Source organism: Pseudomonas sp. PvP089, from assembly GCF_017875165.1.
In the GTDB taxonomy this organism is placed as follows: Bacteria; Pseudomonadota; Gammaproteobacteria; order Pseudomonadales; family Pseudomonadaceae; genus Aquipseudomonas; species Aquipseudomonas fortuita.
Genome location: NZ_JAGGME010000001.1, coordinates 160,673 through 183,831, shown reverse-complemented (window position 1 = coordinate 183,831; position 23,159 = coordinate 160,673). Strand labels below are relative to the sequence as shown.

The window sequence follows — 23,159 nt, the reverse complement described above, 5'->3', positions numbered from 1 at the left end:
AAAGCCTCGTGTTGGCCGTATCGGTCGGGGTGCAGAGTGTAGCGCCGTTCGGGCATTGTTTGGGGGCAAAAATGCATTGGTGGCCGCTTCACGCCTTGGTCGGGACGCTTACCTTGCGCCTCACCGATTATGCGATACAACCTTTGACAACCCGATTCCAAGGGCCTGCAGCACCTTCAATACAGTCGATAATCTTGGGTCCCCATCAGCAGCCAAGGCTCGATAGAGGTTTGGACGCGCAAGCCCCGTGGCCTGGGACAGATTACCCATCCCACCACGCGCTTCCGCTACGCGTCGAACCGCCGTCAGAAAACCTGCGGCGCCACCAGGCTCATCTATTTCTTCAAGCGCAACGGCAAGATAATCGATGGCGAAAGACTCATCCTTGCGGAGCATTTCGAGAACACTTTCTTCATGCGAGCGTGTGCCGGTCATAGCGCTACCTTGTGCCTCTGCCACAGAGATCTGGCTTGATCAATATCCGCCTGCTGCCGGTCTTTCGTGCCACCTCCGAGCAGGAAAATGATCTTCCGCCGGAGATGGCGTAATAGACGCGATAGCCTGGCCCGAAGTCCAGTTTCATCTCGAACACGCCATCACCCACTGGCTCGGTCACGCCAAAATGGCCCTGCGCCGCCCGGTCGACCCTTGTAGTGATTCGCGCCTTCACCCTTGTGTCACGAATGGTGTTCAGCCATGCCTGGTAAACATCCACATCATTAGCGGATATAACGTGATGAACTGCGTACATCCAAGTGTACCTTATAAGAGACATCCATGTGACGATTCATCAACCCGCCCGGCTTCGCTGGTCTTCGGGAGGCAGGAGGCAAATGCCTGGATCAGGCAGGTCCCCACGCCACAAGCAGCATGCTGGCCTTCGTTCGGCGTGCTGGCGAACGGTCTTTTGTGACAAACAGCAAAAAGCCGGGTTTCCCCGGCTTTTGCGTGATGCCTGCGAAGCTTACTTGCGCTTCATCGACAAGAAGAACTCGTCGTTGGTCTTGGTCTGCTTGAGCTTGTCGACCAGGAACTCGATGGCGGCGATTTCGTCCATCGGGTGCAGCAGCTTGCGCAAGATCCACATGCGCTGCAGTTCGTCGTCGGCGGTCAGCAGCTCTTCGCGGCGGGTACCGGAACGGTTGATGTTGATGGCCGGGAACACGCGCTTCTCAGCGATGCGGCGGTCCAGTGGCAGCTCCATGTTGCCGGTGCCCTTGAACTCTTCGTAGATCACTTCGTCCATCTTCGAGCCGGTTTCGACCAGCGCGGTGGCGATGATGGTCAGCGAACCGCCCTCTTCGATGTTACGCGCGGCGCCGAAGAAGCGCTTTGGCTTCTCCAGGGCATGGGCGTCAACACCACCGGTCAGCACCTTGCCGGAGCTCGGGATCACGGTGTTGTAGGCACGCGCCAGGCGGGTGATGGAGTCCAGCAGGATGACCACGTCCTTCTTGTGCTCGACCAGGCGCTTGGCCTTCTCGATCACCATTTCGGCAACCTGCACGTGGCGGGTTGGCGGCTCGTCGAAGGTGGAGGCAACCACTTCGCCGCGCACGGTGCGCTGCATTTCGGTTACTTCTTCCGGGCGCTCGTCGATCAGCAGGACGATCAGGTGGCACTCGGGGTTGTTACGGGTGATGTTGGCCGCGATGTTCTGCAGCATGATGGTCTTGCCCGCTTTTGGCGGGGCGACGATCAGGCCACGCTGGCCTTTGCCGATCGGGGCGCACAGGTCGATGACGCGACCGGTCAAGTCCTCGGTGGAGCCGTTACCAGCTTCCATCTTCAGGCGCTTGTTCGGGAACAGCGGCGTCAGGTTTTCGAACAGGATCTTGTTCTTCGCGTTTTCCGGACGGTCGAAGTTGATGGTATCAACCTTCAGCAGAGCGAAGTAACGCTCCCCTTCCTTTGGCGGGCGGATCTTGCCGACGATGGTGTCGCCGGTACGCAGGTTGAAACGGCGGATCTGGCTGGGCGAGACGTAGATATCGTCCGGGCCGGCCAGGTAGGACGCATCAGCCGAGCGCAGGAAACCGAAACCATCCTGGAGAATCTCCAGCACGCCGTCACCCGAAATCTCTTCGCCGCTCTTCGCATGCTTCTTCAGCAGGGCGAAAATCACGTCCTGTTTGCGCGAACGGGCCATGTTCTCGATGCCCATCTGTTCGGCCATTTCCAAAAGATCGGTAATCGGCTTTTGCTTGAGTTCAGTCAGGTTCATAAGGGGAGTGACGTAATCATGTAAGAAGGGAGAATTAAGCTTCTGGCTTAATGAGGCCGCGCCGCTAGATGGCGACAGGATCGCGTACTGATTCGAATTAGGGATGCTTCGGCGACGGCATGTAGAGGGCACTGAAAAAGCAGTGCGAGGCCGAATGTAACACTTGCTTTTTTCTGCGTCTAGTGCTCTGAAAAAGAAAAACCCCGCAATTGCGGGGCTTTTTCACATCACAGGTGGGCGTCGAGGAACGCGGCCAGCTGCGACTTGGACAGAGCGCCCACCTTGGTGGCTTCGACGTTGCCGTTCTTGAACAGCATCAGCGTCGGGATACCACGCACGCCGTGCTTGGCCGGGGTTTCCTGGTTTTCGTCGATGTTCAGCTTGGCGACGGTCAGCTTGCCATCGTAGGTGGTAGCGATGTCGTCCAGGACTGGCGCGATCATCTTGCATGGGCCGCACCATTCAGCCCAGTAGTCGACCAGCACCGGGCCTTGGGCTTTCAGGACTTCGGCCTCGAAGGTGGCGTCGGTGACATGTTTGATCAGATCGCTGCTCATGGATATCTCCAGGGTCGTAAGCAAAAAAACGTTGCCCATCATAGCCGCACCCGCCGCCTACAGGAAGCCGCGGACGATTGAGTGTAACTATAGTTGTGCAAGACGCCGCGAATCGAAACTGTCATACAGCCGTCATAGAATCGAATGGCACATTGCCTTGCATCAAGGCCAGCACATCGGCTGCGTGTCACGCGTTGGCGACAGCCTGCTATCGTGGCACGATTGCCGGGTTAACGACCGAGAACAACCAGATCATGCCGCATACCATCGCGAAGAACCTGTCCCTGATCGCCGCCATCGACCTTGGCTCCAACAGTTTTCACATGGTCGTGGCCAAGGCCCACCATACAGAAATCCGCATTCTCGAGCGGCTCGGCGAGAAGGTTCAGCTTGCCGCCGGCATCGACGAAGAGCGCAAGCTCAGTGAAGAGGCAATGGAACGAGGCCTGGATTGCCTCAAGCGCTTTTCCCAGCTGATCAACGGCATGCCGGCAGGCTCCGTGCGTATCGTCGGTACCAACGCCTTGCGCGAAGCGCGCAACCGTAACGAGTTCATCCAGCGCGCCGAAGCCATCCTCGGCCACCCGGTGGAGGTCATCTCCGGCCGTGAAGAGGCGCGCCTCATTTACCTGGGCGTGTCGCACACCCTGGCCGACACACCCGGCAAGCGCCTGGTGGCGGACATCGGCGGCGGCAGTACCGAGTTCATCATCGGCCAGCGCTTCGAGCCGCTGCTGCGCGAAAGCCTGCAAATGGGCTGCGTCAGCTTCACCCAGCGCTACTTCCGTGACGGCAAGATCACCCCGGCCCGCTACGCCCAGGCCTACACCGCCGCGCGCCTGGAACTGATGAGCATCGAGCATGCCCTGCATCGCCTGACCTGGGACGAGGCCATTGGCTCGTCCGGCACCATCCGCGCCATCGGCGCCGCCATCAAGGCCGGCGGCTTGGGCAATGGCGAGGTCAACGCCGAGGGCCTGGCCTGGGTCAAGCGCAAGCTGTTCAAGCTGGGCGAAGTCGACAAGATCGACTTCGACGGCATCAAGCCGGACCGGCGCACCATCTTCCCGGCGGGCATGGCCATTCTCGAAGCGATCTTCGACGCGCTGGAACTGCAGCGCATGGACCACTGTGACGGCGCCCTGCGGGAAGGCGTGCTGTTCGACCTGCTTGGCCGCCACCACCACGAAGACGTGCGTGAGCGCACCCTCAATTCGCTGATGGAGCGGTACCACGTGGACCAGGGCCAGGCTGCACGCGTTGAACGCAAGGCACTGCATGCCTTCGACCAAGTGGCCGACGCCTGGGAGCTGAAAGATGGAAACTGGCGCGATCTGCTGGGTTGGGCGGCGAAAGTGCACGAAGTCGGCCTCGATATCGCCCATTACCACTACCACAAGCACGGCGCCTACCTGATCGAGCACTCCGACCTGTCGGGTTTCTCTCGCGAAGACCAGCAGATGATGGCCCTGCTGGTGCGCGGCCATCGCCGCAACATCCCCAAGGACAAGTTCGCCGAGCTGGGTGAAGAGGGTATCAAGCTGCTGCGCCTGTGCGTGCTGCTGCGCTTCGCCATTCTGTTCCACCATATCCGGGGCAACCAGCAGATGCCGAAGGTGGTACTGAACGGTGGGGACAACAGCCTGGATGTCGCCTTCCCTGAGGGCTGGCTGGAGCAGAACCAGCTGACCCAGGCCGACTTCGCCAACGAGGCGGAGTGGCTGGCCCGGGTCGGCTTCGTCCTCAGCGTACGTTGAGGACCGGGTTGCTCAGGCGCTCCAGCAGGGTCGCCTGGGCACTGCGCGGGTTCTGGTTGCCGGTCGGGGTGCTGCGCACGTAGCGCCCGTCTGGCTGCAAGGTCCAGGCATGGGTGTTGTCGGTCAGGTAGCTTTCCAGCTCCTTCTTCACCCGCAGCAACAACTTCTTGCCTTCCACCGGGAAGCAGGTCTCGACGCGCTTGTCGAGGTTGCGCTCCATCCAGTCGGCACTGGACAGATAAATCTGCTCCTCGCCGCCGTTGAGGAAGTAGAACACCCGCGTGTGCTCAAGGAAGCGGCCAATGATCGAGCGCACCTGGATATTGTGTGAAACCCCGGGAATACCTGGGCGCAGGCAGCACATGCCACGCACCACCAGGTCGATTTTCACACCCGATTGGCTGGCCTTGTACAGCGCCTTGATGACCTTGGCGTCGGTCAGCGAGTTGAACTTGGCAATGATGTGCGCCGGCTTGCCTTCGAGGGCGAACTGGGTTTCCCGCGCGATCATGTCGAGCATGCCCTTCTTCAGGGTGAACGGCGCGTGCAGCAGCTTTTTCATGCGCAGCGTCTTGCCCATCCCGATCAGCTGGCTGAACAGCTTGCCCACGTCCTCGGTAAGAGCGTCGTCAGAGGTCAGCAGGCTGTAGTCGGTGTACAGGCGGGCGTTGCCGGCGTGGTAGTTGCCAGTGCCCAGGTGGGCATAACGCACGATTTCGCCCTGCTCGCGGCGCAGGATCAACATCATCTTGGCGTGGGTCTTGAAGCCGACCACGCCGTAGATCACCACCGCACCGGCCGCTTGCAGGCGGCTGGCCATCTGCAGGTTGGACTCTTCGTCGAAGCGCGCGCGCAATTCGATCACCGCAGTGACCTCCTTGCCGTTACGCGCCGCGTCCACCAGGGCATCGACAATTTCCGAGTTGGCCCCGGAACGGTACAACGTCTGGCGCACGGCAAGCACATGCGGGTCCTTGGCGGCCTGGCGCAGCAGGTCGACCACCGGGGTGAAGGACTCGAACGGGTGCATCAGCAGGATGTCCTGCTTGCTGATCACGCTGAAAATGTTGTCGGCGTTCACCAGCAGCTTGGGGATCGCCGGGGTGAACGGCGTGTACTGAAGCTCCGGGTGGCTGTCCAGGCCGGTAATGCTGAACAGGCGGGTAAGGTTGACCGGGCCATTGACCTGGTACAGCTCGCTTTCGCTGAGGCTGAACTGTTTGAGCAGGTAGTCCGACAGGTGTTTCGGGCAGGTGTCGGCTACCTCCAGGCGTACGGCATCGCCGTAACGGCGCGAGAACAGCTCGCCGCGCAGGGCGCGGGCCAGGTCGTCGACTTCTTCGGAGTCCAGCGCCAGGTCAGCGTTACGGGTCAGGCGGAACTGGTAGCAGCCCTTGACCTTCATGCCCTGGAACAGGTCGTCGGCGTGCGCGTGAATCATTGACGACAGGAACACGTAGTTGGCACCCGGGCCGCCCACTTCTTCAGGCACCCGAATGACCCGCGGCAGCAGGCGTGGAGCCGGGATGATCGCCAAGCCCGAGTCGCGGCCGAAGGCATCGACCCCCTCCAGCTCGACGATGAAGTTGAGGCTCTTGTTCACCAGCAGCGGGAACGGGTGGGTCGGATCCAGGCCGATCGGGGTGATGATCGGGGCGATTTCGTCGCGGAAATAGCGGCGCACCCAGGTCTTGAGTTTGGGCGTCCAGTAACGGCGGCGAATAAAGCGGATGTGGTGCTTTTCCAGCTCCGGCAGCAGCACGTCGTTGAGGATCGCGTACTGGCGCTCTACCTCGAAGTGCACCAGCTCGCTGATGCGCGCCAACGCCTGGTGCGGCTGCAGGCCGTCGGCACCGGCCTGTTCACGGGCGAAATTGATCTGCTTCTTCAGGCCGGCGACGCGGATCTCGAAGAACTCGTCGAGGTTGCTGGAGAAAATCAACAGGAACTTGAGGCGTTCGAGCAGTGGGTAGCTCTCGTCCAGGGCTTGTTCCAGCACCCGGATGTTGAACTGCAGCTGCGAGAGTTCACGATGAATGTACAGGCTGCTGTCGTCCAGACCAGGGACGGCAATCGCCGGGGCCGGCACGGGCGCGGCTACCGCAGCCACAGGCTCGGCCACCTGCTCCTCTACGGGCTCGGGCTCGGGCTCGGCCGCCGGCGGCAGGTCTGGCGGGGTCTGCACCATCTCTTCTGGGAGCTCCTGGGCATCCTTCATCGCGACAGGGGTGAGCACTTCATTATTCATCTGGCGTTCCTGAGGACGTTAACGCCCTATCATCAATTGAGCGGCAAGATAAGCGCCCATTATGACGCCTGTGTGACACACCAGGGCAAGCCATGGCGCGTGGGCTCTGGCATTGTCTGTGTAGGAATTGTTCACGTCGAGACACATTTGGACACTTTCACGAATGCGCGCGAAGGGGTAGGCTGCGCGTTCATTTCGCCAGCACCTCAGAAAATGCTTCAACAATTCCTGCAGGATTTCGGCTATTTTGCCCTTTTTCTAGGCACCTTCTTCGAAGGCGAGACCATCTTGGTGCTTGCGGGTTTCCTTGCATTCCGTGGGTACATGGACATCAAGCTGGTGTGCCTGGTGGCGTTCCTGGGCAGCTATGCCGGCGATCAGCTGTGGTACTTCATGGGCCGTCGCCATGGGCGCAGGATCCTGGCACGCAAACCGCGCTGGGAAGCCATGGGTGCCCGGGCGCTGGACCACATCCGCCGTCACCCCGACATCTGGGTGCTGAGCTTCCGCTTCGTTTATGGCCTGCGCACGGTCATGCCGGTGGCCATTGGCCTGTCGGGCTACCCGCCGCGCCGCTACCTGCTGCTCAATGGTATTGGCGCGGCCGTCTGGGCAATTGCCTTGGGCGCGGCCGCGTACCACTTCGGTGCCATCCTCGAAGGCCTGCTGGGCAACGTGAAGCGTTACGAGCTATGGGTGCTCGGTGGCCTGCTGGGTCTGGGTGCCTTGTTGTGGTTGCGCCGGCGCTTCCGCGCTTTGCGCGCGGAGCGCAAGGCGGCAGACCAGGCCCAGGCCCCAGAGGCTGAACAGGCTGTAGACCACGAGCAACCACCAGAGCAGCGGCGCGACCACCGCTAGCCCCAGTGCGCCGGCCAGGTACAGCGCCGGCGCATTCGCCACCAGCCGCGCCAGCTCCAGGCGCGCAGCCCAGGGCCGGTTCTCCAGCAACGCGCCCAGCACGAACAGACCAAATGCCATCAGCGACCAGCCAAGCACCAGCGCCGCGACCGGCACGCGCTCGGCCACATCCATCAGGTAGCTGCCCAAGGCCACATAAACCGCGAACTGCATGGCCACGTAGGCTTGTTGCGGTCGAGCCAAGGTAATCTCAAACTTACGAAACACCGTCAGGTCCTGTTTGGCCTGCGGGAAGCGTGCGGCCACATCGGCCGGGCGCCAGCCAGTGGGCATGAACCAGATGCGCAGCTTGTCCCACAGGCTGGCGGTGTGCCGGGCGTCATGCCAGAGCTGGGCATAGAACTGCAGATTAGCCCACAGCGGGTTCCAGCTGGCCAGTGGCGTGGTTACCCCGAACACCACCGGCTCGGCCGGGTCTTCCTCTTTGAAGGTGCCAAACAGACGGTCCCAGAGAATGAACACGCCGCCATAATTGCGATCCAAGTAAACAGGATTTTGCGCATGGTGGACGCGATGGTTGGATGGCGTGATCAACACCCACTCAAGCCAGCCAAGCTTGGGAATGTGCCGGGTATGCACCCAGAACTGGTACAGCAGGTTGAGCGATGCCACGGTAATGAACACCAGTGGCGGTACGCCCAGCAGCGCCATCGGCAGGTAGAAGACCCACGAGAAGATGAACCCGCTACTGGTCTGGCGCAGCGCGGTGGTGAGGTTGTATTCCTCGCTCTGGTGATGGACCGAATGCGCAGCCCACAGCACGTTGCGTTCATGGCCCAGACGGTGCAACCAGTAGTAGCAGAAGTCGTACAGGACGAAGGCCAGCAGCCATACCCACCAGGCTTCGGCCGGCAGGCGCAACAGCGCCAAATGCTCGAACGCCAGGGCATAGGTCACCAGCCCTGCGCCTTTGGTCAGCAACCCGGTGCTGGTCGACAGCGCGCCGGTGCTCAGGCTGTTGATCGAGTCGGCCAGGGTAAAGTTGCGTTGTCCACGCACGCGGTCGGCCACCAGCTCCACGGCGATCAGCACGAAGAAGAACGGCACGGCCAGCAGTATCAGGTCCATGGGTACGGCCTCAGGCGGTATCCATCAAGATTAGGCCGCGCCTGCGGCAACCCCTATGGCGACATCTGCCAAATTAGAGGACATTTAGCGCCTCGACACTGGAGTAATGAACATGACAAAAAAAGTAGCGGTGATTCTTTCCGGCTGTGGCGTGTATGACGGCGCCGAAATCCACGAAAGCGTGATCACCCTGCTGCGCCTCGACCAGCGCGGTGCGCAGGTGCAGTGCTTCGCGCCGAACATCGCGCAGATGCATGTCATCAACCACCTGACCGGCGAGGAAATGCCCGAGTCGCGCAATGTGCTGGTGGAGTCGGCGCGCATTGCCCGGGGTGAGGTCAAGGACATCCGCGAAGCCAAGGCCGAAGACTTCGATGCGCTGATCGTGCCGGGCGGTTTCGGGGCGGCAAAAAACCTGTCCAACTTCGCAGTGGAAGGCGCCAACTGCAGCGTCAACCCGGACGTGCTGGCCCTGGCCGAAGCCTTTGCCGACGCCTGCAAGCCAGTTGGCCTGATCTGCATTTCGCCAGCACTTGCGGCGAAGATCTACGGGCCGGGCGTGGTCTGCACCATCGGCAGCGACGCAGACACTGCGGCGGCTGTCGAGAAGATGGGCGGCACCCATGAGGCGTGCGATGTACACGACATTGTCGAAGACACCCAGCGCAAGCTGGTGACGACTCCGGCTTACATGGAGGCCAAGTCGATCAGCGAGGCAGCTGGCGGGATCTACAAGTTGGTGGACCGGGTGCTGGAGCTGACGCACGAGGGTGACCAGTAAGTCCTTGGGGCTGCAAAGCAGCCCCGCATCAGGCTTTACTCAGCCGGGCAATGATCCGGTCCAACGCATTGGCAAACGCCTGCTTTTCACGCTCGCCATAAGTCCCCTGCCCTCCTCCCGCCTGGCCCTGCTCGCGCAGCTCGGTGAACAGGTTGCGCGCCGCCAGGCGGTCGCCCATGTTGCGCTCGTCGAATTCGCGACCGCGCGGGTCCAGCACCGCCACGCCCTTTTTCACCAGGCGGTCAGCCAGGGGCACATCACTGCAGATCACCAGCTCGCCGGGCACGGCGTGTTCGACCAGGTAGTCGTCGGCTGCGTCCATGCCGCTGGGCACCACGATCAGGCGCACGATCGCAAACGCCGGCTTGGCCACGGCCTGGCCCGCCACCATCACCACCTCGAACTTGCGCTTGAGGGCGAACTTGACGATCAGATCCTTGGCCGCCTTGGGGCAGGCGTCGGCATCGATCCATACACGCATCGGAAACTCTCTACATGATCTCAATGCGTCCATCATGCCTGAAGCGCAGCGAAAGCTGGAGCAGGCGCGCGCTGGGAAAATGGCGCCAAAAACCCAATTGCCGCTTATCCGGCCCCGCTACTCAGGCTAAACTCGCCACAGCTTCACTGGCCTGCCCGAGCGCGCAATGAATCACCCTCACGAAATCCGCCCTGACCTGGACGAAGGCATCGACCGCAAGGTCCTGGCAACATTGCGTGCGCGTTTCCTGCAACTGAATCAAGGGCGCCTGCAGCGGGCTATGGAAGGCCTGTCGACACGCCAGCAACAGGTACTGACGCTACTGCCGCTGCTGTTTCACGTGAACCACCCATTATTGCCGGGCTACGTCTCGGGTAGCACGCCTGCGGGCGTATCGGGTTACGAGCCAGGTGCCGAGCTGGTGGTCGAGGCCCAGCGCCTGGCCCGCTCGTTTACCTACAAAGCCCGCCATGGCAACCCGCCGCGCCCTATCCACGGCCTGTTTCTGATGGGCAGCCTGGGCTCGCTGGCCCAGGCCGAGCACAGCGACATGGACCTGTGGGTGTGCCATGCGCCCGGCTTGCCCGAGCATTTGCTGGAAGAACTGCGCCGCAAGTGCCAATTGCTGGAGGACTGGGCAGCAAGCCTGGGTGCCGAGGCGCACTTCTTCCTGATCGACACGCAAGGCTTTGCCCAAGGCCAGCGCGACGGCCAGCTGGGCTCCGATGACTGCGGCACCACCCAGCACTACCTGCTGCTGGATGAGTTCTACCGCACCACCCTCTGGCTGGCAGGCCGGACACCACTGTGGTGGCTGGTGCCCGTCTACCAGGAACACAATTATCACGCCTACACCCAGACCCTGCTGACCAAACGCTTCATCCGCAGCCAGGACACTCTCGATCTCGGCAACCTGGCACACGTTCCACCCGGCGAGTTCGTCGGTGCCGGCCTGTGGCAACTGTTCAAGGGCATCGATTCGCCCTACAAGTCGCTACTCAAGCTGCTGCTGACCGAGGCCTACGCCAGTGAACACCCCGCCGTGCGTTGTCTGAGCCTGGACTACAAGCAGGCAGTGTTCGCCAATCAGCTCGACCTCGACGCACTGGACCCCTACGTCATGGTCTATCGGCGTATCGAGCGCTACCTGCTGCAGCGCGGCGCGGTCGCACGCCTGGAACGGGTGCGGCGCAGCCTGTACCTGAAGGTGAACAAGAAGCTCAGCGACCAAGGCCGCGCCAATGGCTGGCAGCGCCGGCTGTTGCAGCGCCTGGCAGACGAGTGGGGCTGGGACCAGCGTCAGTTGGCCCTGCTGGATAGCCGTAGCCAATGGAAAGTGCAGCAAGTCGCTGTCGAGCGCCGCGAACTGGTGGCCGAGCTGAACCACAGCTACCGCTTCCTCAGCCAGTTCGCCAGCACCCAGAGCGCCAGCAGCCGTGCCGAGCAGCGCGACCTCAATGTGCTGGGCCGGCGCCTGTACGCGGCCTTCGAGCGCCGCGCCGGCAAGGTCGAGGTGATCAACCCCGGCATCGCCCCGGACCTTGCCGAAGGGACCCTGACCCTGGTTCAGGCACCTAACCGCAAGGAGCCCGGCAGCCACCACTGGGAGCTGTACTGCGGCAACCTGAGCACCCACGAGGTGGAGCACTTCAGCCCGATAAAGCGCTGCCGCGAGCTGATCGAGCTGCTGGCCTGGGCCCATCGTAACGGCGTGATCGACAGCAGCACGCGCATGGCGCTGCACCCCGGCGCCAGCGACCTCAGTGAATTAGAGCTGTTCAACCTGATGGGTTGCCTGCAGCAAAGTATTCCCCTGCCCTTGCCGATCGTCAGCGAAGTGCGCCTGCTGCAGCCCAGCGTTGCCGACGAGGTTTTGTTGCTGGTCAACGTCGCCATCGACCCGCTGCGCCATCACCGCGATCTGAACATCCTGATGACCACCGAGCGTACCGACTCGTTGAGCTACGCAGGCGTGCGCGAGAACCTGGTACTGACCCTGGACCAAGTCACCCTGAACAGCTGGAACGAAGTGCTGGTCCAGCGCTACGAAGGCGAACATGCGCTGGTGCGCTGCCTGCGCGACTTCCTCAATAGCCCGGTGCTGCGGGGCCACCGGCCACGGGTGCGGATACGCTGCTTTTGCCCGAGCCGCGCACAGGCCATCAGCCAGCGCGTGGAGGAAATTTTTGACACGGTGCAGCTGCTGCTGGACCAGGACGCCAACCACCGCTACCTGCTAGAGGTAGCCCAGCACACCCATGTGCTGGAGCTGTTGGCCGGGCATGTAGGCCTGGCCACCCTGGCCGAGCACGAGGGGCTGCTGGCCCACCTGGGCGAAGAACGCAGCGCCTACAGCCCGCTGTACCTGGATACCAACGCCCTGCTGGACCACGACCTGCGCCTGGTGCTGGAACAGGGCCGCCCGGCTTGCATCCAGGTGTTCTACCGCCTGCAAGGTGGCTGGGCCGAGTTGTATGTGCTGGATGAGTACAATGCCCTGTGGCAGCAACGCCTGCCCCTGCATGACGAAGCCCACCTGCTGCTGCCGCTGCAGCGGTTCCTGCGTTCGGTGGTGATGCGCCGTGATGCCCGGCTGCCGCTGGATACCCAGCGCGCTGCCTCACTGGATATCCACTATGCGCAACTGTTGCCTTCCGGCGTTGGCAAGGCGCGTAGCCTCGAGCCGCGCCAAGCCCCGGTCGAGGGCAGCGACCAGCCTTACTATGAGGTGCAAGCCATCATCCAGGCCGGTGTGGCGGGTGCGGCGCATGTGACGCTGTACTGCGACCAGCAAGAGTTTTCCGAGCTGGAGCATGGTGCGCAGCTGTATGCGGTGGTGGCCAGGCAGATCATCGGGCAACGGCGCGCTGCCGGACAGTACCGGTGCTACATCACCGATCTGGATTTGTCCGAGCTGCTGGATGACCGGCTGGGCGCGACGCAGGTGTACCTGAACTACAAGCGGGTGCTGGAGCAGGCGTTGAATGAGGGGCTGGAGCAGGTGCTGGGTGAATGACCGAGGGCTGCCTTGCAGCCCCCTTGAGCCTTACAGGTCGTAATCGCCCGCCGCTTCTGGCTGGTACTCCACTTCCAGCAGCTTCAGCTTGAGGGTCTTGCCCCCCGGTGCCGGCCAGTCGATCTGCTCGCCCACCGACAGCCCCAGCAAGGCGCAGCCAATCGGTGCCAGGACCGAGACATTACCTTCCGGCCCGGCATCCTTCGGATAGACCAACGTCAGGTGGTAGTCCTTGCCGCTGGCTTCCTCACGGCAGTGCACGCGCGAGTTCATGGTGACCACGCCCGCCGGCACTTCATCGTGACCGACCACCTGCTCGGCGCGGTCCAGCTCGTCCTGCAGGGCGAGCACACCCGGCGTACTTTCGTCGAGACTGTCGATCAGACGCTGCAGACGCTGTACGTCCAATCGGGTGAGGATGAGGGAAGGCTTGGTGCTCATGATCCAGTCAGACTCCTTTGAACAGGCGATTTTCGTCGTGCAGATAAAGCAAAACCCCGCCCAAGGGCGGGGTTTGTGAAGGCTTTGGCGTCACCGACGCAGAAACCCGACACTACCACAGCCGGGCAAATACTCAAGCCCTTGCTATCAGTGTGCCTTAGCCTGGTCGCGCAGGGCCTGGGCCTCGCGGCAAATCTGCCGACGCCGTTCGTCATCGGCCGAGCGCCATTCGCGAATGTGCTCCACATGCCGCTGGCAGCCAGTGCACACCCGCTGTTCGTCCAGCCGGCAAACGCTGATGCACGGTGATGGCACAGCGGGGCTGACGTTGCTGTAGAGCGGCTTGGGGGGACGGGCCGGGGCGGTGCTCATGTCAGATCTCGTCGAAGTCCAGCTTCTCGCCGGCCCGCTCCCAGACGATGCGCTCGAGCATTTCGCCCAACAGCTCTTCGCTCTTCTCGCACACCCACTTGCCGCTTTCTTCGTCGTAATCGAAGTGGAAGCCACCTGAGCGGTCGGCGAGCCACAGCTGGCGCAGCGGTTCCTGGCGGCTGAAAATCAGCTGGGCGCCACCTTCGAACTTGACGGTGAGCACACCGGCGGAGTTCTCCATGTCCAGGTCCAGGCCGCTCTCGTCGAACAGGTCTTCCAACACCTGTTGGGTCGCGTCGACCAGATCATGGAAACGCGCTTCACTCAAACTCATTGCAGGAACCTCGAAATTGGCTGCGTTACAGGCAAGCCGGGCAAGATACGGGCGCTTGGCGCCGAATGCAAAGATTAGCCATTGAAGGCGGTAAGAATAGCCCGCCCGGCGGACCGGCCCTTGCATAGGCAAGCCGCCGGTCGCTCGGTATACTCGGGCGCAATACTGCATTTTTCTAAGGATTTCACCCATGAAGCGCCTGATTTCCTCCTTCGCGGCGCTGGTCGCTGTTGCCTGCCTCGTTTCGGCCTGCGGCCAGAAAGGCCCGCTGTACCTGCCTGAAGACGGCGATAACGGCAAAGCGCACAAGTCGCACCAGCACCAGCCAAAAGCCCAGCCGGCGCCGGCGCAAGCGCAGCCCGAGCTGCAGTCCGAGCCCGAGCAGTCGCCTGCGCAGTAAGGAAACCAGATGAACGCTTTCAACTACCGCGACGGCCAGCTGTTCGTGGAAGGGGTGGCCCTGTCGGCCGTCGCCGAACGTTTCGGCACCCCCACCTACGTGTACTCGCGCGCCCACATCGAGGCCCAGTACCGTAACTACGCCGATGCCCTGCAAGGCACCGAGCACCTGGTGTGCTTCGCGGTCAAGGCCAACTCCAACCTTGGCGTGTTGAACGTACTGGCGCGCCTGGGCGCAGGTTTCGACATTGTCTCCGGCGGTGAGCTGGAGCGCGTGCTGGCCGCTGGCGGGCGCGCCGACCGCGTGGTGTTCTCTGGCGTCGGCAAAACCCGCGAAGACATGCGCCGCGCCCTGGAAGTGGGTGTGCACTGCTTCAACGTCGAATCCACCGACGAACTGGAGCGTCTGCAAGTCGTGGCAGCCGAGATGGGCAAGGTTGCCCCGGTGTCGCTGCGGGTCAACCCGGACGTTGACGCCGGTACCCACCCGTACATCTCCACCGGCCTTAAAGAAAACAAGTTCGGCATCGCCATTGCCGACGCCGAGGCCATCTACGTGCGTGCCGCGCAGTTGCCGAACCTGGAAGTGGTTGGCGTCGACTGCCACATCGGCTCCCAGTTGACCACCGTTGAGCCGTTCCTCGATGCCCTGGACCGCCTGCTGGACCTGGTCGACCGCCTTGCCGACTGCGGCATCCACCTGCGCCATCTGGACCTGGGTGGCGGCGTTGGCGTGCGCTACCGCGACGAAGAACCACCGCTGGTGGCCGACTACATCAAGGCTATTCGCGAACGCGTAGGCACGCGCGACCTGGCTTTGGTGTTCGAGCCGGGCCGCTACATCGTGGCCAACGCTGGCGTGCTGCTGACCCGCGTGGAATACCTCAAGCACACCGAACACAAAGACTTCGCCATCATCGATGCGGCGATGAACGACCTGATTCGCCCTACGCTTTACCAGGCCTGGATGGGTGTAAGCCCGGTCGTGCCACGCGAGGGTGAAGGCCGTGCCTACGACCTGGTCGGCCCGATCTGCGAGACCGGCGACTTCCTCGGCAAGGACCGTGTGCTGAACCTGGCCGAAGGCGACCTGCTGGCCGTGCAGTCCGCGGGCGCCTATGGTTTTGTCATGAGCTCCAACTACAACACCCGTGGCCGTTGCGCTGAAATCCTGGTCGACGGCGACCAGGCGTTCGAAGTACGCCGCCGCGAAACCATCGCCGAACTGTACGCTGGCGAAAGCCTGCTGCCGGAGTAAGCCCATGCTGCTGCGTTTTACCAAGATGCATGGCCTGGGCAACGACTTCATGGTCCTCGACCTGGTCAGCCAGCACGCGCATATCCAGCCCAAGCACGCCAAGCAATGGGGTGACCGGCATACCGGCATCGGCTTCGACCAGTTGCTGATCGTCGAGGCCCCGAACAACCCGGAAGTGGACTTCCGCTACCGCATCTTCAACGCCGACGGCTCCGAAGTGGAGCAGTGCGGCAACGGTGCGCGCTGCTTCGCCCGCTTCGTGCTGGACAAGCGCCTGACCGCGAAAAAGCGCATCCGCGTGGAAACCAAAAGCGGCATCATCGTGCTGGACGTGCAGAACGACGGCCAGGTGAGTGTCGACATGGGCCCACCGCGCTTCATCCCTGCCGACATTCCCTTTGTCGCTGACGAGCAGGCGCTGAACTACTCACTGGAAGTCGACGGCCAGCTGCATTCGATTGCCGCCGTGTCCATGGGTAACCCGCATGCCGTGCTGCGCGTCGATGACGTGCATACTGCCCCCGTGCATGAGCTGGGCCCGAAGATCGAAAACCACCCACGCTTCCCGCAGCGGGTGAATGCCGGCTTCCTCCAGGTCATCGACCGCCACCGCGCCAACCTGCGCGTGTGGGAACGCGGCGCGGGCGAAACCCAGGCCTGCGGCACCGGTGCTTGTGCCGCCGCCGTGGCAGCCATCAGCCAAGGCTGGATGGATTCCCCGGTATCCCTCGACCTGCCCGGTGGGCGCCTGCACATCGAATGGGCCGGCCCCGGCAAGCCCGTGGTGATGACCGGCCCGGCCGTACGCGTCTACGAAGGACAGGTTCGTCTCTAAGCGAGTAACCGCCATGACCGATCAGCCCCAGGTTGTACCCCAGCAGTCCGCCGAGCTCGATGCCGAAGCGGTGGTCGCCTACCTGCGCGCCCACCCCACCTTCTTTGCCGAGCACGACGAGCTGCTGATCGAACAGCGCATACCGCATCAGCGTGGCGACAGCGTGTCGCTGGTGGAACGTCAGCTCAAGCTGCTGCGTGACCGTAACATCGAGATGCGCCATCGCCTGTCGCAATTGATGGATGTGGCTCGCGACAACGACCGGCTGTTCGACAAGACCCGGCGGCTGATCCTCGACCTGCTCGATGCCGGCACCCTGGAAGAAGTGGTAATGGCGGTCGAAGACAGCCTGCGCCAGGAGTTCCAGGTGCCGTTCGTCAGCCTCATCCTGTTCGGCGACAACGGCGCGCCGGTCGGGCGCTGGGTCAGCAACACCGAGGCGCAACAGGCCATCGGTGCTCTGCTGGGCGGTGGCAAGACGGTCAGTGGCAACCTGCGTGAGCATGAGCTGGCCTTTCTGTTCGGTGAGGAACAGCGCCGGGAGGTGGGCTCCAGTGCCGTGGCCACCCTCGAATACCAAGGGCTGCACGGGGTGCTGGCGATCGGCAGCCGCGACCCGCAACACTACAAGAGCAGCGTCGGCACCCTGTTCCTTGGCTACATCGCCGAAGTGCTCGGCCGCGTTGTACCGCGCGTTACCCAGACCCTGCGCTCGGTACGCTGATGGAACGCCAACTGGAGGCTTATTGCGCACACCTGCGCAACGAGCGCCAGGTGTCGGAGCACACCTTGCTGGGCTACCGTCGCGACCTGGATAAGGTCACCGCCTACTGCAAGGAACACGGTATTGCCGGGTGGCAAGCGCTGCAAATCCAGCAACTGCGCCAACTGATCGCCCGCCTGCACCACCACGGCCAGTCCTCCCGCAGCCTGGCACGGCTGCTGTCGGCGGTGCGCGGCCTGTACCGCTACCTCAACCGCGAAGGCCTGTGCCAGCACGACCCGGCCACTGGCCTGAGCGCGCCCAAGGGTGAGCGCCGGTTGCCCAAGGTGCTGGACACCGACCGCGCCCTGCAGCTGCTTGATGGCGGCGTCGATGACGATTTTATTGCCCGTCGTGACCAGGCGATCCTTGAACTGTTCTACTCGTCGGGCCTGCGCCTGTCCGAGCTGACCAACCTCGACCTCGATCACATCGACCTTGCCGCCGGGCTGGTGCAGGTGCTGGGCAAGGGTGGCAAAGCCCGCGTGCTGCCCGTTGGCCGCAAAGCCCGCGAGGCGCTGCACGCCTGGTACCGCCTGCGCGGCATCGGCAACCCGCGTGACCGCGCGGTGTTCATCACCCGCCAGGGCAACCGCATCACTCCACGGGCTGTGCAGCAACGTGTGCAGAAGGCGGGTGAGCGCGAGCTGGGCCAGCACCTGCACCCACACATGCTTCGCCATTCCTTCGCCAGCCATGTGCTGGAATCGTCCCAGGACCTGCGGGCGGTGCAGGAAATGCTCGGCCATGCCGACATCAGCACCACGCAGATCTACACCCACCTGGACTTCCAGCACCTGGCCGCGGTGTACGACAGCGCCCACCCTCGGGCCAAACGCAGCAAAGGCACAGACTCATGAGCATCAAGCTGATCACGTTCGACCTCGACGACACCCTGTGGGACACCGCGCCGGTCATCGCCAGCGCAGAAGTCGTGCTGCGCGACTGGCTCGAAGCCAACGCCCCGATCCTGGGCGGGGTGCCGGTGGAGCACCTGTTTGCCATTCGCGAGCGGCTGGTACAGGCCGACCCCGGCCTCAAGCACCGCATCAGCGCCCTGCGCCGACGGGTGCTGTTCCATGCCCTGGAAGAGGTCGGCTACAGCGAGAAGCAAGCGCAGGCGCTGGCCAACGAAGGCTTTGAAGTGTTCCTGCATGCTCGCCACCAGGTGGAGATCTTCCCCGAGGTGCAGCCGGTACTGGAGGTCCTGCGTCACCATTACACCCTGGGCGTGGTCACCAACGGCAACGCCGACGTGAGCCGGTTGGGGCTGGCGGACTACTTCCGCTTTGCCCTGTGCGCCGAGGACCTCGGCATTGGCAAGCCGGACCCGGCACCGTTCCTGGAAGCCCTGCGCCGCGGCGAGGCGGATGCCAGCGCCGCCGTTCACATCGGCGACCACCCCGGCGATGACATCGCAGGCGCCCAGCGAGCAGGGCTACGGGCCGTCTGGTTCAACCCCCAGGGCAAGGCCTGGACGGGTGAGCAGGCACCGGATGCCGAAATCCAGCGCCTGTCGCAGCTGCCCGACCTCCTTTCCCGCTGGCGCTGACAAGAGACCGCCTCGAAATTTGCGTTGGTGCGTATATCGAGCGCCGCCCGCGCGGCGCATCGCGAGCTGCGCTCGATCTCACTGGCAATGAAAATATACCGGCAAACGCCCACAAAAAAGCCCGCAGCGACGGCGGGCTTTTTTTGCGGTCAGCCACTCAGATAGGGCGGCTGCCGTACTTGTTGTCCGGCTTTTTGGGCGGGTCGGCGACCACGTTGGCCTCGACTTCCTGCACCTTGCCACCGCGCGAAAGGAATTCTTCCATCGCCTTGGCCAGTGCATCACGCTCTTTCTGCTTGGCTTCCATGCTCGGCAGTTCGTCTACCGAAACAGCCGCCTTGGACTTGCCCTTGGCAGCGGGTGCCGGGCTGCTGTCGTCATCGCCCGCATCTTCGGCGACATCGTCAGCTGCCGCTTCGAGGCCTTCATCAACCTCGTCTTCATCGCCTACTTCGAGGTCGTCGTTTTCCAGATCGTCGTCGCTCATGTTCTACCTCATGACTTGCGAAAGCAGGTTAGTTATAGACCAGTGCAGCCGTAGACCGGCAGCCACCAGTGAAAATTCAACTGGCCGTGGGTTAGGCCACTGCCCTTGGGTCGGCGCTCCTGATGGGAGGCGGCACCCAGCAGGCCCTGCTCCTGGCAGGACCTGACAAATCCATCTAGCCCCTGCTGGCCACACGCTATTGGCAAGCCTAGCAAAGGCTGGCGAAGTGTGTGGACTACACGTCAAACACCCTTCGGCGCGCATTCTAGCGCGCCCGTGGAAAAAGCAAAGCTCCATAAACGCCCTGCGACTTGTAAGTTTTTTACCTACGTCGCGAACGTGCCGGATAAACCGTTTGCCAAGCGCGAAATGCTGAAAATCTGGATCGAGTAGGGTGAGGGATTTTTTTTCCCTCAGCCCTCTCACACCACCGTACGTGCGGTTCCGCATACGGCGGTTCAACTAATACGCTGGAGTCCCTGCACAGTGCTGCGCAGCGAGACCAGCCCCATTTTGGCGAAGTACAACGTCGGTACTGCCTGATTCATGTGTTTGGATGCCGAGTTCCACCAAGGCCCTCGCCCGTTTACACTCGACTTCCACGCCCGCTCAGGCCTAAGCCCAAGCAAGATGAGTCGTCGTTCGCGGGTCTTCGGGGTTTTCCACTGTCGCCAGAGCAGGCAACGTAGTTTTCGACGCAGCCACCAATCGAGTTCCTCCAGCATCCGCATGTTCGCGGTAAGCCGAAAGTAGTTTGCCCAACCCCGCAACACGGGATTTAGCATCTCTATAGTGTGAGACAAGGACCGTCCTCGCCCCTTGCGCAGCAACTCACGAACTCGATCCATCAGTCTTCGCAGGCTTTCGGGGGCAGGTCGCACCCGTGTCTCTTGGCGATAGATCGTAATCGCGTAGCCCAGAAACTTTCGCTTCCAAGGCCGTGCTACTGCGCTTTTCTGCTCGTTGATACGTAGCTTCAGATGACCCTCCAGGAAGGCTCTGATGTTCGCCATCGCCCGTTGCCCTGCGCCTTCACTGCCGATGTAGATATTGCAGTCGTCAGCATATCGGCAGAACTTCAACTGCCGCCTTTCCAGCTCTCGATCAAGATCGGTCAGCAGGATATTCGACAGTAATGGGGACAGCGGCCCACCCTGAGGCGTACCCTCGCTGCGGGGTTGAATCACGCCATTAGCCATCATCCCCGCCTCTAAGAAGCGCCGGATCAGCTTGAGTACGCGACCATCCCTCACTCGATAGGCGAGTCGAGCCATCAACACGTCGTGGTTGACCCGGTCGAAGAATTTCTCCAGGTCGATGTCCACTACCCAGTGCTTTCCTTCGGCCACATACTCTTTCGCCTTGACGACCGCATCGAGCGCACTTCTCTGCGGACGAAAGCCGTAGCTGCCATCGGAGAAGGTTGGCTCGAAGATCGGTTGCAGTACTTGATGGAGCGCCTGCTGGATAAGCCGATCCACCACCGTGGGTACGCCGAGTGTTCTAACCCCGCCATTAGGCTTGGGAATGTCCACTCGGCGCACCGCCCGTGGCAGGTACCGATCCTCCAGCAGTGCCGCCTTCACACTTGGCCAGTGCACCAACAGCCAGTCCTTCAGTTCCTCAACCGTCAAGCGATCAACGCCTGGCGCGCCTCGGTTCTTCAGGACGCGCTTGTACGCTCGTCGCATGTTGCTGGGTTCGACCACCTGCTCCATGAGCCGGTAGTCCTCCGATTTCGTTCGCCCAGCCGTCGCCGCAACCCCCTCAGCACCTTGCGGGCTTCTTTCCGGATTCCGTCCGGCCATGGCAGGCAGGCCTCCCGTGTCGGGAGCTTCTGCGTCATCGTGGGTTGTCGAGATCAGCTGTTCTACTCTCGGTATTAATCGTTCAGGCCTTCAGTCTCGCGACCTACTATGCCCTCTGCTGACTTCTGCACAGTCATTCCAGCACCTCGCGGTGCCGGTAGCCCTGACGGGCAACCGTGCAGATCTCCCCGGGTATTGCGCACCCACTTTCACGCTTATGCCTGTCGGATCTACGTCATGGCGTTCTGTGCAAGTATTGGGTTTCGCAGATTTCGGACTGCTTACCCCGCCATGCCGCCTCGTATCCGCTTCCTGTTCGTCAGGCCAGCGATTTGCCTCGGGCTTCCTTCAGACTCGCAGTCGCCCGCGAAACCCTTGCCTCTAGCTAGCACTTCCCCTTGCCGGGTGTGCGGGGGACTTCCACCCCTGAGTGAGCGCGCCCTGCCGGGCGCACCAAAAAAATGCCCGGCAAGCCGGGCAAGTTTTTACCGCGTCGCAGTTACAGGTTGTAGCCGCGTTCGTTGTGCTGAGCCAGGTCGAGGCCGACCGACTCTTCTTCTTCGTTGACCCGCAGGCCCATTACCAGATCCAGCACCTTGAGGATCACGTAAGTGACGATGGCGGTGTAGACCACGGTGAAGATCACGCCTTTGGCCTGGATCCAGACCTGCATGCCAATGTCGGTGACGGTGCCGAAGCCGCCCAGCGCCGGCGCTGCGAACACACCGGTAAGGATTGCCCCGATGATGCCGCCGACACCATGTACACCGAAGGCATCCAGCGAATCGTCATAGCCGAGCCTGCGCTTGAGGGTGGTGGCGCAGAAGTAGCAGATCACACCCGAAGCCAGGCCGATCACCAAGGCGCCCATCGGCCCCACGGTGCCTGCAGCCGGGGTGATGGCAACCAGGCCGGCAACCACACCCGAAGCGATGCCCAGGGCGCTGGGTTTACCGTGACCAATCCACTCGGCGAACATCCAGCCCAGCGCAGCAGCAGCGGTGGCGATCTGGGTGACCAGCATGGCCATGCCAGCGGTGCCGTTGGCGGCGGCGGCGGAGCCTGCGTTGAAGCCGAACCAGCCGATCCACAGCATGGCCGCGCCCATCAGGGTGTAGCCCAGGTTGTGCGGGGCCATCGGGGTGGTCGGGTAGCCCTTGCGCTTACCCAGCACCAGGCAGCAGACCAGGCCTGCGATACCGGCGTTGATGTGCACCACGGTGCCGCCAGCGAAGTCCAGTACGCCCCAGTCCCACATCAGTGCACCGTCACCGCTCCACACCATGTGGGCGATCGGCGCATACACCAGGGTGAACCAGATGCCCATGAACACCAGCATCGCAGAGAACTTCATGCGCTCGGCGAAGGCACCCACGATCAGTGCCGGGGTGATGATGGCGAAGGTCATCTGGAAGGTGATGAATACCGCCTCAGGGAAGAGTGCAGTGGCCGACGTCAGGTTCTCGGGCGTGACGCCGCTGAGGAAGGCCTTGGAGAAGCCGCCGACGAAGGAGTTGAAGTTGAGCACGCCCTTTTCCATACCGGTGGTATCGAAGGCCATGCTGTAGCCGTAAACGACCCAGAGAATGCTCATCAGGCCGGTGATTGCAAAGCATTGCATCATCACCGACAGCACGTTCTTGGAACGCACCATGCCGCCATAGAACAGGGCCAGGCCCGGGATAGTCATGAACAGCACCAGCGCCGTTGCGGTCAACATCCAGGCGGTGTCGCCGGAGTTCAGCGCTGGGGCGGCTTCCTCGGCCAAGGCAAGCCCGGGCATTACGAGGGACAATAGGGCTCCTAGCCCTGCGATCTTACGCAGAGTCATGTTGTTTTCTCCTGGGGCGTTGGGTTTGG

Annotated in this window: 21 protein-coding genes and 2 pseudogenes; 10 read left to right on the top strand and 13 right to left on the bottom strand. The window is 62.4% G+C overall.

Annotated features, from left to right (window positions below; genetic code table 11):
* Positions 1-120 precede the first annotated feature (120 nt).
* The 4 genes and pseudogenes from J3A71_RS00880 to trxA form a co-directional block, all read right to left on the bottom strand.
* Positions 121-435, bottom strand: coding sequence for an addiction module antidote protein (locus tag J3A71_RS00880; protein ID WP_016489756.1), 315 nt, complete (start codon positions 433-435; stop codon positions 121-123).
* Positions 432-751: pseudogene (locus tag J3A71_RS00875) on the bottom strand (type II toxin-antitoxin system RelE/ParE family toxin). The gene J3A71_RS00880 and the pseudogene J3A71_RS00875 overlap by 4 nt, the downstream one beginning before the upstream one ends.
* Before the next feature lie 213 nt (positions 752-964).
* Positions 965-2,224: a transcription termination factor Rho gene (gene rho, locus J3A71_RS00870; RefSeq protein ID WP_003253661.1), complete on the bottom strand. Its 1,260-nt coding sequence runs from the start codon at positions 2,222-2,224 to the stop codon at positions 965-967.
* Between the two features lie 227 nt (positions 2,225-2,451).
* Complete coding sequence (gene trxA / locus J3A71_RS00865) at positions 2,452-2,781, bottom strand: thioredoxin TrxA (RefSeq protein WP_016489757.1); 330 nt, start codon at positions 2,779-2,781, stop codon at positions 2,452-2,454.
* A 254-nt stretch (positions 2,782-3,035) separates the two neighbouring features.
* Between trxA and ppx the strand changes: the two genes are divergently transcribed.
* Positions 3,036-4,538 (top strand): exopolyphosphatase, encoded by a 1,503-nt coding sequence (gene ppx / locus J3A71_RS00860; RefSeq protein ID WP_016489758.1) that lies wholly within the window; start codon positions 3,036-3,038, stop codon positions 4,536-4,538.
* Here the strand turns inward: ppx and ppk1 are convergent.
* Complete coding sequence (gene ppk1, locus J3A71_RS00855) at positions 4,525-6,786, bottom strand: polyphosphate kinase 1 (protein WP_016489759.1); 2,262 nt, start codon at positions 6,784-6,786, stop codon at positions 4,525-4,527. The genes ppx and ppk1 overlap by 14 nt on opposite strands.
* 213 nt (positions 6,787-6,999) lie before the next feature.
* On the opposite strand from ppk1, the gene J3A71_RS00850 reads away from it, so the two are divergent.
* Positions 7,000-7,644 carry a DedA family protein gene (locus J3A71_RS00850; RefSeq protein WP_172455925.1) on the top strand — a complete coding sequence of 215 codons (645 nt, stop codon included), beginning with the start codon at positions 7,000-7,002 and terminating at the stop codon, positions 7,642-7,644.
* A 501-nt stretch (positions 7,645-8,145) separates the two neighbouring features.
* Here the strand turns inward: J3A71_RS00850 and J3A71_RS31250 are convergent.
* Positions 8,146-8,772, bottom strand: a pseudogene (locus J3A71_RS31250) (sterol desaturase family protein); the annotation flags it as partial.
* A gap of 112 nt (positions 8,773-8,884) precedes the next feature.
* On the opposite strand from J3A71_RS31250, the gene elbB reads away from it, so the two are divergent.
* Positions 8,885-9,553 carry an isoprenoid biosynthesis glyoxalase ElbB gene (gene elbB / locus J3A71_RS00840; protein WP_016489762.1) on the top strand — a complete coding sequence of 223 codons (669 nt, stop codon included), beginning with the start codon at positions 8,885-8,887 and terminating at the stop codon, positions 9,551-9,553.
* Positions 9,554-9,581: 28 nt separating this feature from the next.
* On the opposite strand, the gene J3A71_RS00835 is transcribed toward elbB, so the two are convergent.
* Positions 9,582-10,034, bottom strand: coding sequence for a YaiI/YqxD family protein (locus J3A71_RS00835; RefSeq protein ID WP_096426900.1), 453 nt, complete (start codon positions 10,032-10,034; stop codon positions 9,582-9,584).
* A gap of 166 nt (positions 10,035-10,200) precedes the next feature.
* Here J3A71_RS00835 and J3A71_RS00830 point away from each other — a divergent pair, with 166 nt between their 5' ends.
* On the top strand, positions 10,201-13,050 hold the full coding sequence (locus tag J3A71_RS00830; RefSeq protein ID WP_096426901.1) for a class I adenylate cyclase: 2,850 nt from the start codon (positions 10,201-10,203) through the stop codon (positions 13,048-13,050).
* 30 nt (positions 13,051-13,080) lie between these two features.
* Here the strand turns inward: J3A71_RS00830 and rnk are convergent, their stop codons facing one another.
* The 3 genes from rnk to cyaY form a co-directional block, all read right to left on the bottom strand.
* The gene (rnk, locus tag J3A71_RS00825) at positions 13,081-13,491 is read right to left on the bottom strand and encodes a nucleoside diphosphate kinase regulator (protein ID WP_016489765.1); all 411 of its coding nucleotides are present in this window, start codon (positions 13,489-13,491) and stop codon (positions 13,081-13,083) included.
* Between the two features lie 147 nt (positions 13,492-13,638).
* Positions 13,639-13,863, bottom strand: coding sequence for a DUF1289 domain-containing protein (locus J3A71_RS00820; RefSeq protein ID WP_016489766.1), 225 nt, complete (start codon positions 13,861-13,863; stop codon positions 13,639-13,641).
* Position 13,864: 1 nt separating this feature from the next.
* Positions 13,865-14,197: an iron donor protein CyaY gene (cyaY, locus tag J3A71_RS00815; protein WP_096426902.1), complete on the bottom strand. Its 333-nt coding sequence runs from the start codon at positions 14,195-14,197 to the stop codon at positions 13,865-13,867.
* A gap of 190 nt (positions 14,198-14,387) precedes the next feature.
* Between cyaY and J3A71_RS00810 the strand changes: the two genes are divergently transcribed.
* Genes J3A71_RS00810 through J3A71_RS00785 form a run of 6 tightly spaced genes read left to right on the top strand, consistent with a single transcriptional unit; the run spans position 14,388 to position 19,004 of the window.
* A complete protein-coding gene (locus J3A71_RS00810) occupies positions 14,388-14,597 on the top strand; it encodes a lipoprotein (protein ID WP_016489768.1) in 210 nt (69 codons plus the stop codon).
* A 9-nt stretch (positions 14,598-14,606) separates the two neighbouring features.
* Positions 14,607-15,854: a diaminopimelate decarboxylase gene (gene lysA, locus J3A71_RS00805; protein ID WP_209953616.1), complete on the top strand. Its 1,248-nt coding sequence runs from the start codon at positions 14,607-14,609 to the stop codon at positions 15,852-15,854.
* A 4-nt stretch (positions 15,855-15,858) separates the two neighbouring features.
* On the top strand, positions 15,859-16,689 hold the full coding sequence (gene dapF, locus J3A71_RS00800; protein WP_096426904.1) for a diaminopimelate epimerase: 831 nt from the start codon (positions 15,859-15,861) through the stop codon (positions 16,687-16,689).
* A gap of 13 nt (positions 16,690-16,702) precedes the next feature.
* Positions 16,703-17,413, top strand: a complete 711-nt coding sequence (locus tag J3A71_RS00795) for a DUF484 family protein (RefSeq protein WP_060519688.1) — start codon at positions 16,703-16,705, stop codon at positions 17,411-17,413.
* Positions 17,413-18,312, top strand: coding sequence for a tyrosine recombinase XerC (gene xerC, locus J3A71_RS00790; RefSeq protein WP_016489772.1), 900 nt, complete (start codon positions 17,413-17,415; stop codon positions 18,310-18,312). The genes J3A71_RS00795 and xerC overlap by 1 nt, the downstream gene beginning before the upstream one ends.
* Positions 18,309-19,004: an HAD-IA family hydrolase gene (locus J3A71_RS00785; RefSeq protein WP_096426905.1), complete on the top strand. Its 696-nt coding sequence runs from the start codon at positions 18,309-18,311 to the stop codon at positions 19,002-19,004. The genes xerC and J3A71_RS00785 overlap by 4 nt, the downstream gene beginning before the upstream one ends.
* Positions 19,005-19,161: 157 nt before the next feature.
* Here J3A71_RS00785 and sutA read toward each other — a convergent pair whose 3' ends face one another.
* From sutA to J3A71_RS00770, 3 genes are all read right to left on the bottom strand, one after another.
* A complete protein-coding gene (sutA, locus tag J3A71_RS00780) occupies positions 19,162-19,491 on the bottom strand; it encodes a transcriptional regulator SutA (RefSeq protein WP_016489774.1) in 330 nt (109 codons plus the stop codon).
* 458 nt (positions 19,492-19,949) lie between these two features.
* The gene (gene ltrA, locus J3A71_RS00775) at positions 19,950-21,209 is read right to left on the bottom strand and encodes a group II intron reverse transcriptase/maturase (RefSeq protein WP_020190400.1); all 1,260 of its coding nucleotides are present in this window, start codon (positions 21,207-21,209) and stop codon (positions 19,950-19,952) included.
* A 589-nt stretch (positions 21,210-21,798) separates the two neighbouring features.
* Positions 21,799-23,130 carry an ammonium transporter gene (locus J3A71_RS00770; protein WP_016489775.1) on the bottom strand — a complete coding sequence of 444 codons (1,332 nt, stop codon included), beginning with the start codon at positions 23,128-23,130 and terminating at the stop codon, positions 21,799-21,801.
* Between the last annotated feature and the right edge of the window lie 29 nt (positions 23,131-23,159).

Coding starts and splice junctions, on each gene's coding strand:
- J3A71_RS00880 (WP_016489756.1), bottom strand. CDS start 435: ATGACCGGCACACGCTCGCATGAAGAAAGTGTTCTCGAAATGCTCCGC.
- rho (WP_003253661.1), bottom strand. CDS start 2,224: ATGAACCTGACTGAACTCAAGCAAAAGCCGATTACCGATCTTTTGGAA.
- trxA (WP_016489757.1), bottom strand. CDS start 2,781: ATGAGCAGCGATCTGATCAAACATGTCACCGACGCCACCTTCGAGGCC.
- ppx (WP_016489758.1), top strand. CDS start 3,036: ATGCCGCATACCATCGCGAAGAACCTGTCCCTGATCGCCGCCATCGAC.
- ppk1 (WP_016489759.1), bottom strand. CDS start 6,786: ATGAATAATGAAGTGCTCACCCCTGTCGCGATGAAGGATGCCCAGGAG.
- J3A71_RS00850 (WP_172455925.1), top strand. CDS start 7,000: ATGCTTCAACAATTCCTGCAGGATTTCGGCTATTTTGCCCTTTTTCTA.
- elbB (WP_016489762.1), top strand. CDS start 8,885: ATGACAAAAAAAGTAGCGGTGATTCTTTCCGGCTGTGGCGTGTATGAC.
- J3A71_RS00835 (WP_096426900.1), bottom strand. CDS start 10,034: ATGCGTGTATGGATCGATGCCGACGCCTGCCCCAAGGCGGCCAAGGAT.
- J3A71_RS00830 (WP_096426901.1), top strand. CDS start 10,201: ATGAATCACCCTCACGAAATCCGCCCTGACCTGGACGAAGGCATCGAC.
- rnk (WP_016489765.1), bottom strand. CDS start 13,491: ATGAGCACCAAGCCTTCCCTCATCCTCACCCGATTGGACGTACAGCGT.
- J3A71_RS00820 (WP_016489766.1), bottom strand. CDS start 13,863: ATGAGCACCGCCCCGGCCCGTCCCCCCAAGCCGCTCTACAGCAACGTC.
- cyaY (WP_096426902.1), bottom strand. CDS start 14,197: ATGAGTTTGAGTGAAGCGCGTTTCCATGATCTGGTCGACGCGACCCAA.
- J3A71_RS00810 (WP_016489768.1), top strand. CDS start 14,388: ATGAAGCGCCTGATTTCCTCCTTCGCGGCGCTGGTCGCTGTTGCCTGC.
- lysA (WP_209953616.1), top strand. CDS start 14,607: ATGAACGCTTTCAACTACCGCGACGGCCAGCTGTTCGTGGAAGGGGTG.
- dapF (WP_096426904.1), top strand. CDS start 15,859: ATGCTGCTGCGTTTTACCAAGATGCATGGCCTGGGCAACGACTTCATG.
- J3A71_RS00795 (WP_060519688.1), top strand. CDS start 16,703: ATGACCGATCAGCCCCAGGTTGTACCCCAGCAGTCCGCCGAGCTCGAT.
- xerC (WP_016489772.1), top strand. CDS start 17,413: ATGGAACGCCAACTGGAGGCTTATTGCGCACACCTGCGCAACGAGCGC.
- J3A71_RS00785 (WP_096426905.1), top strand. CDS start 18,309: ATGAGCATCAAGCTGATCACGTTCGACCTCGACGACACCCTGTGGGAC.
- sutA (WP_016489774.1), bottom strand. CDS start 19,491: ATGAGCGACGACGATCTGGAAAACGACGACCTCGAAGTAGGCGATGAA.
- ltrA (WP_020190400.1), bottom strand. CDS start 21,209: ATGGAGCAGGTGGTCGAACCCAGCAACATGCGACGAGCGTACAAGCGC.
- J3A71_RS00770 (WP_016489775.1), bottom strand. CDS start 23,130: ATGACTCTGCGTAAGATCGCAGGGCTAGGAGCCCTATTGTCCCTCGTA.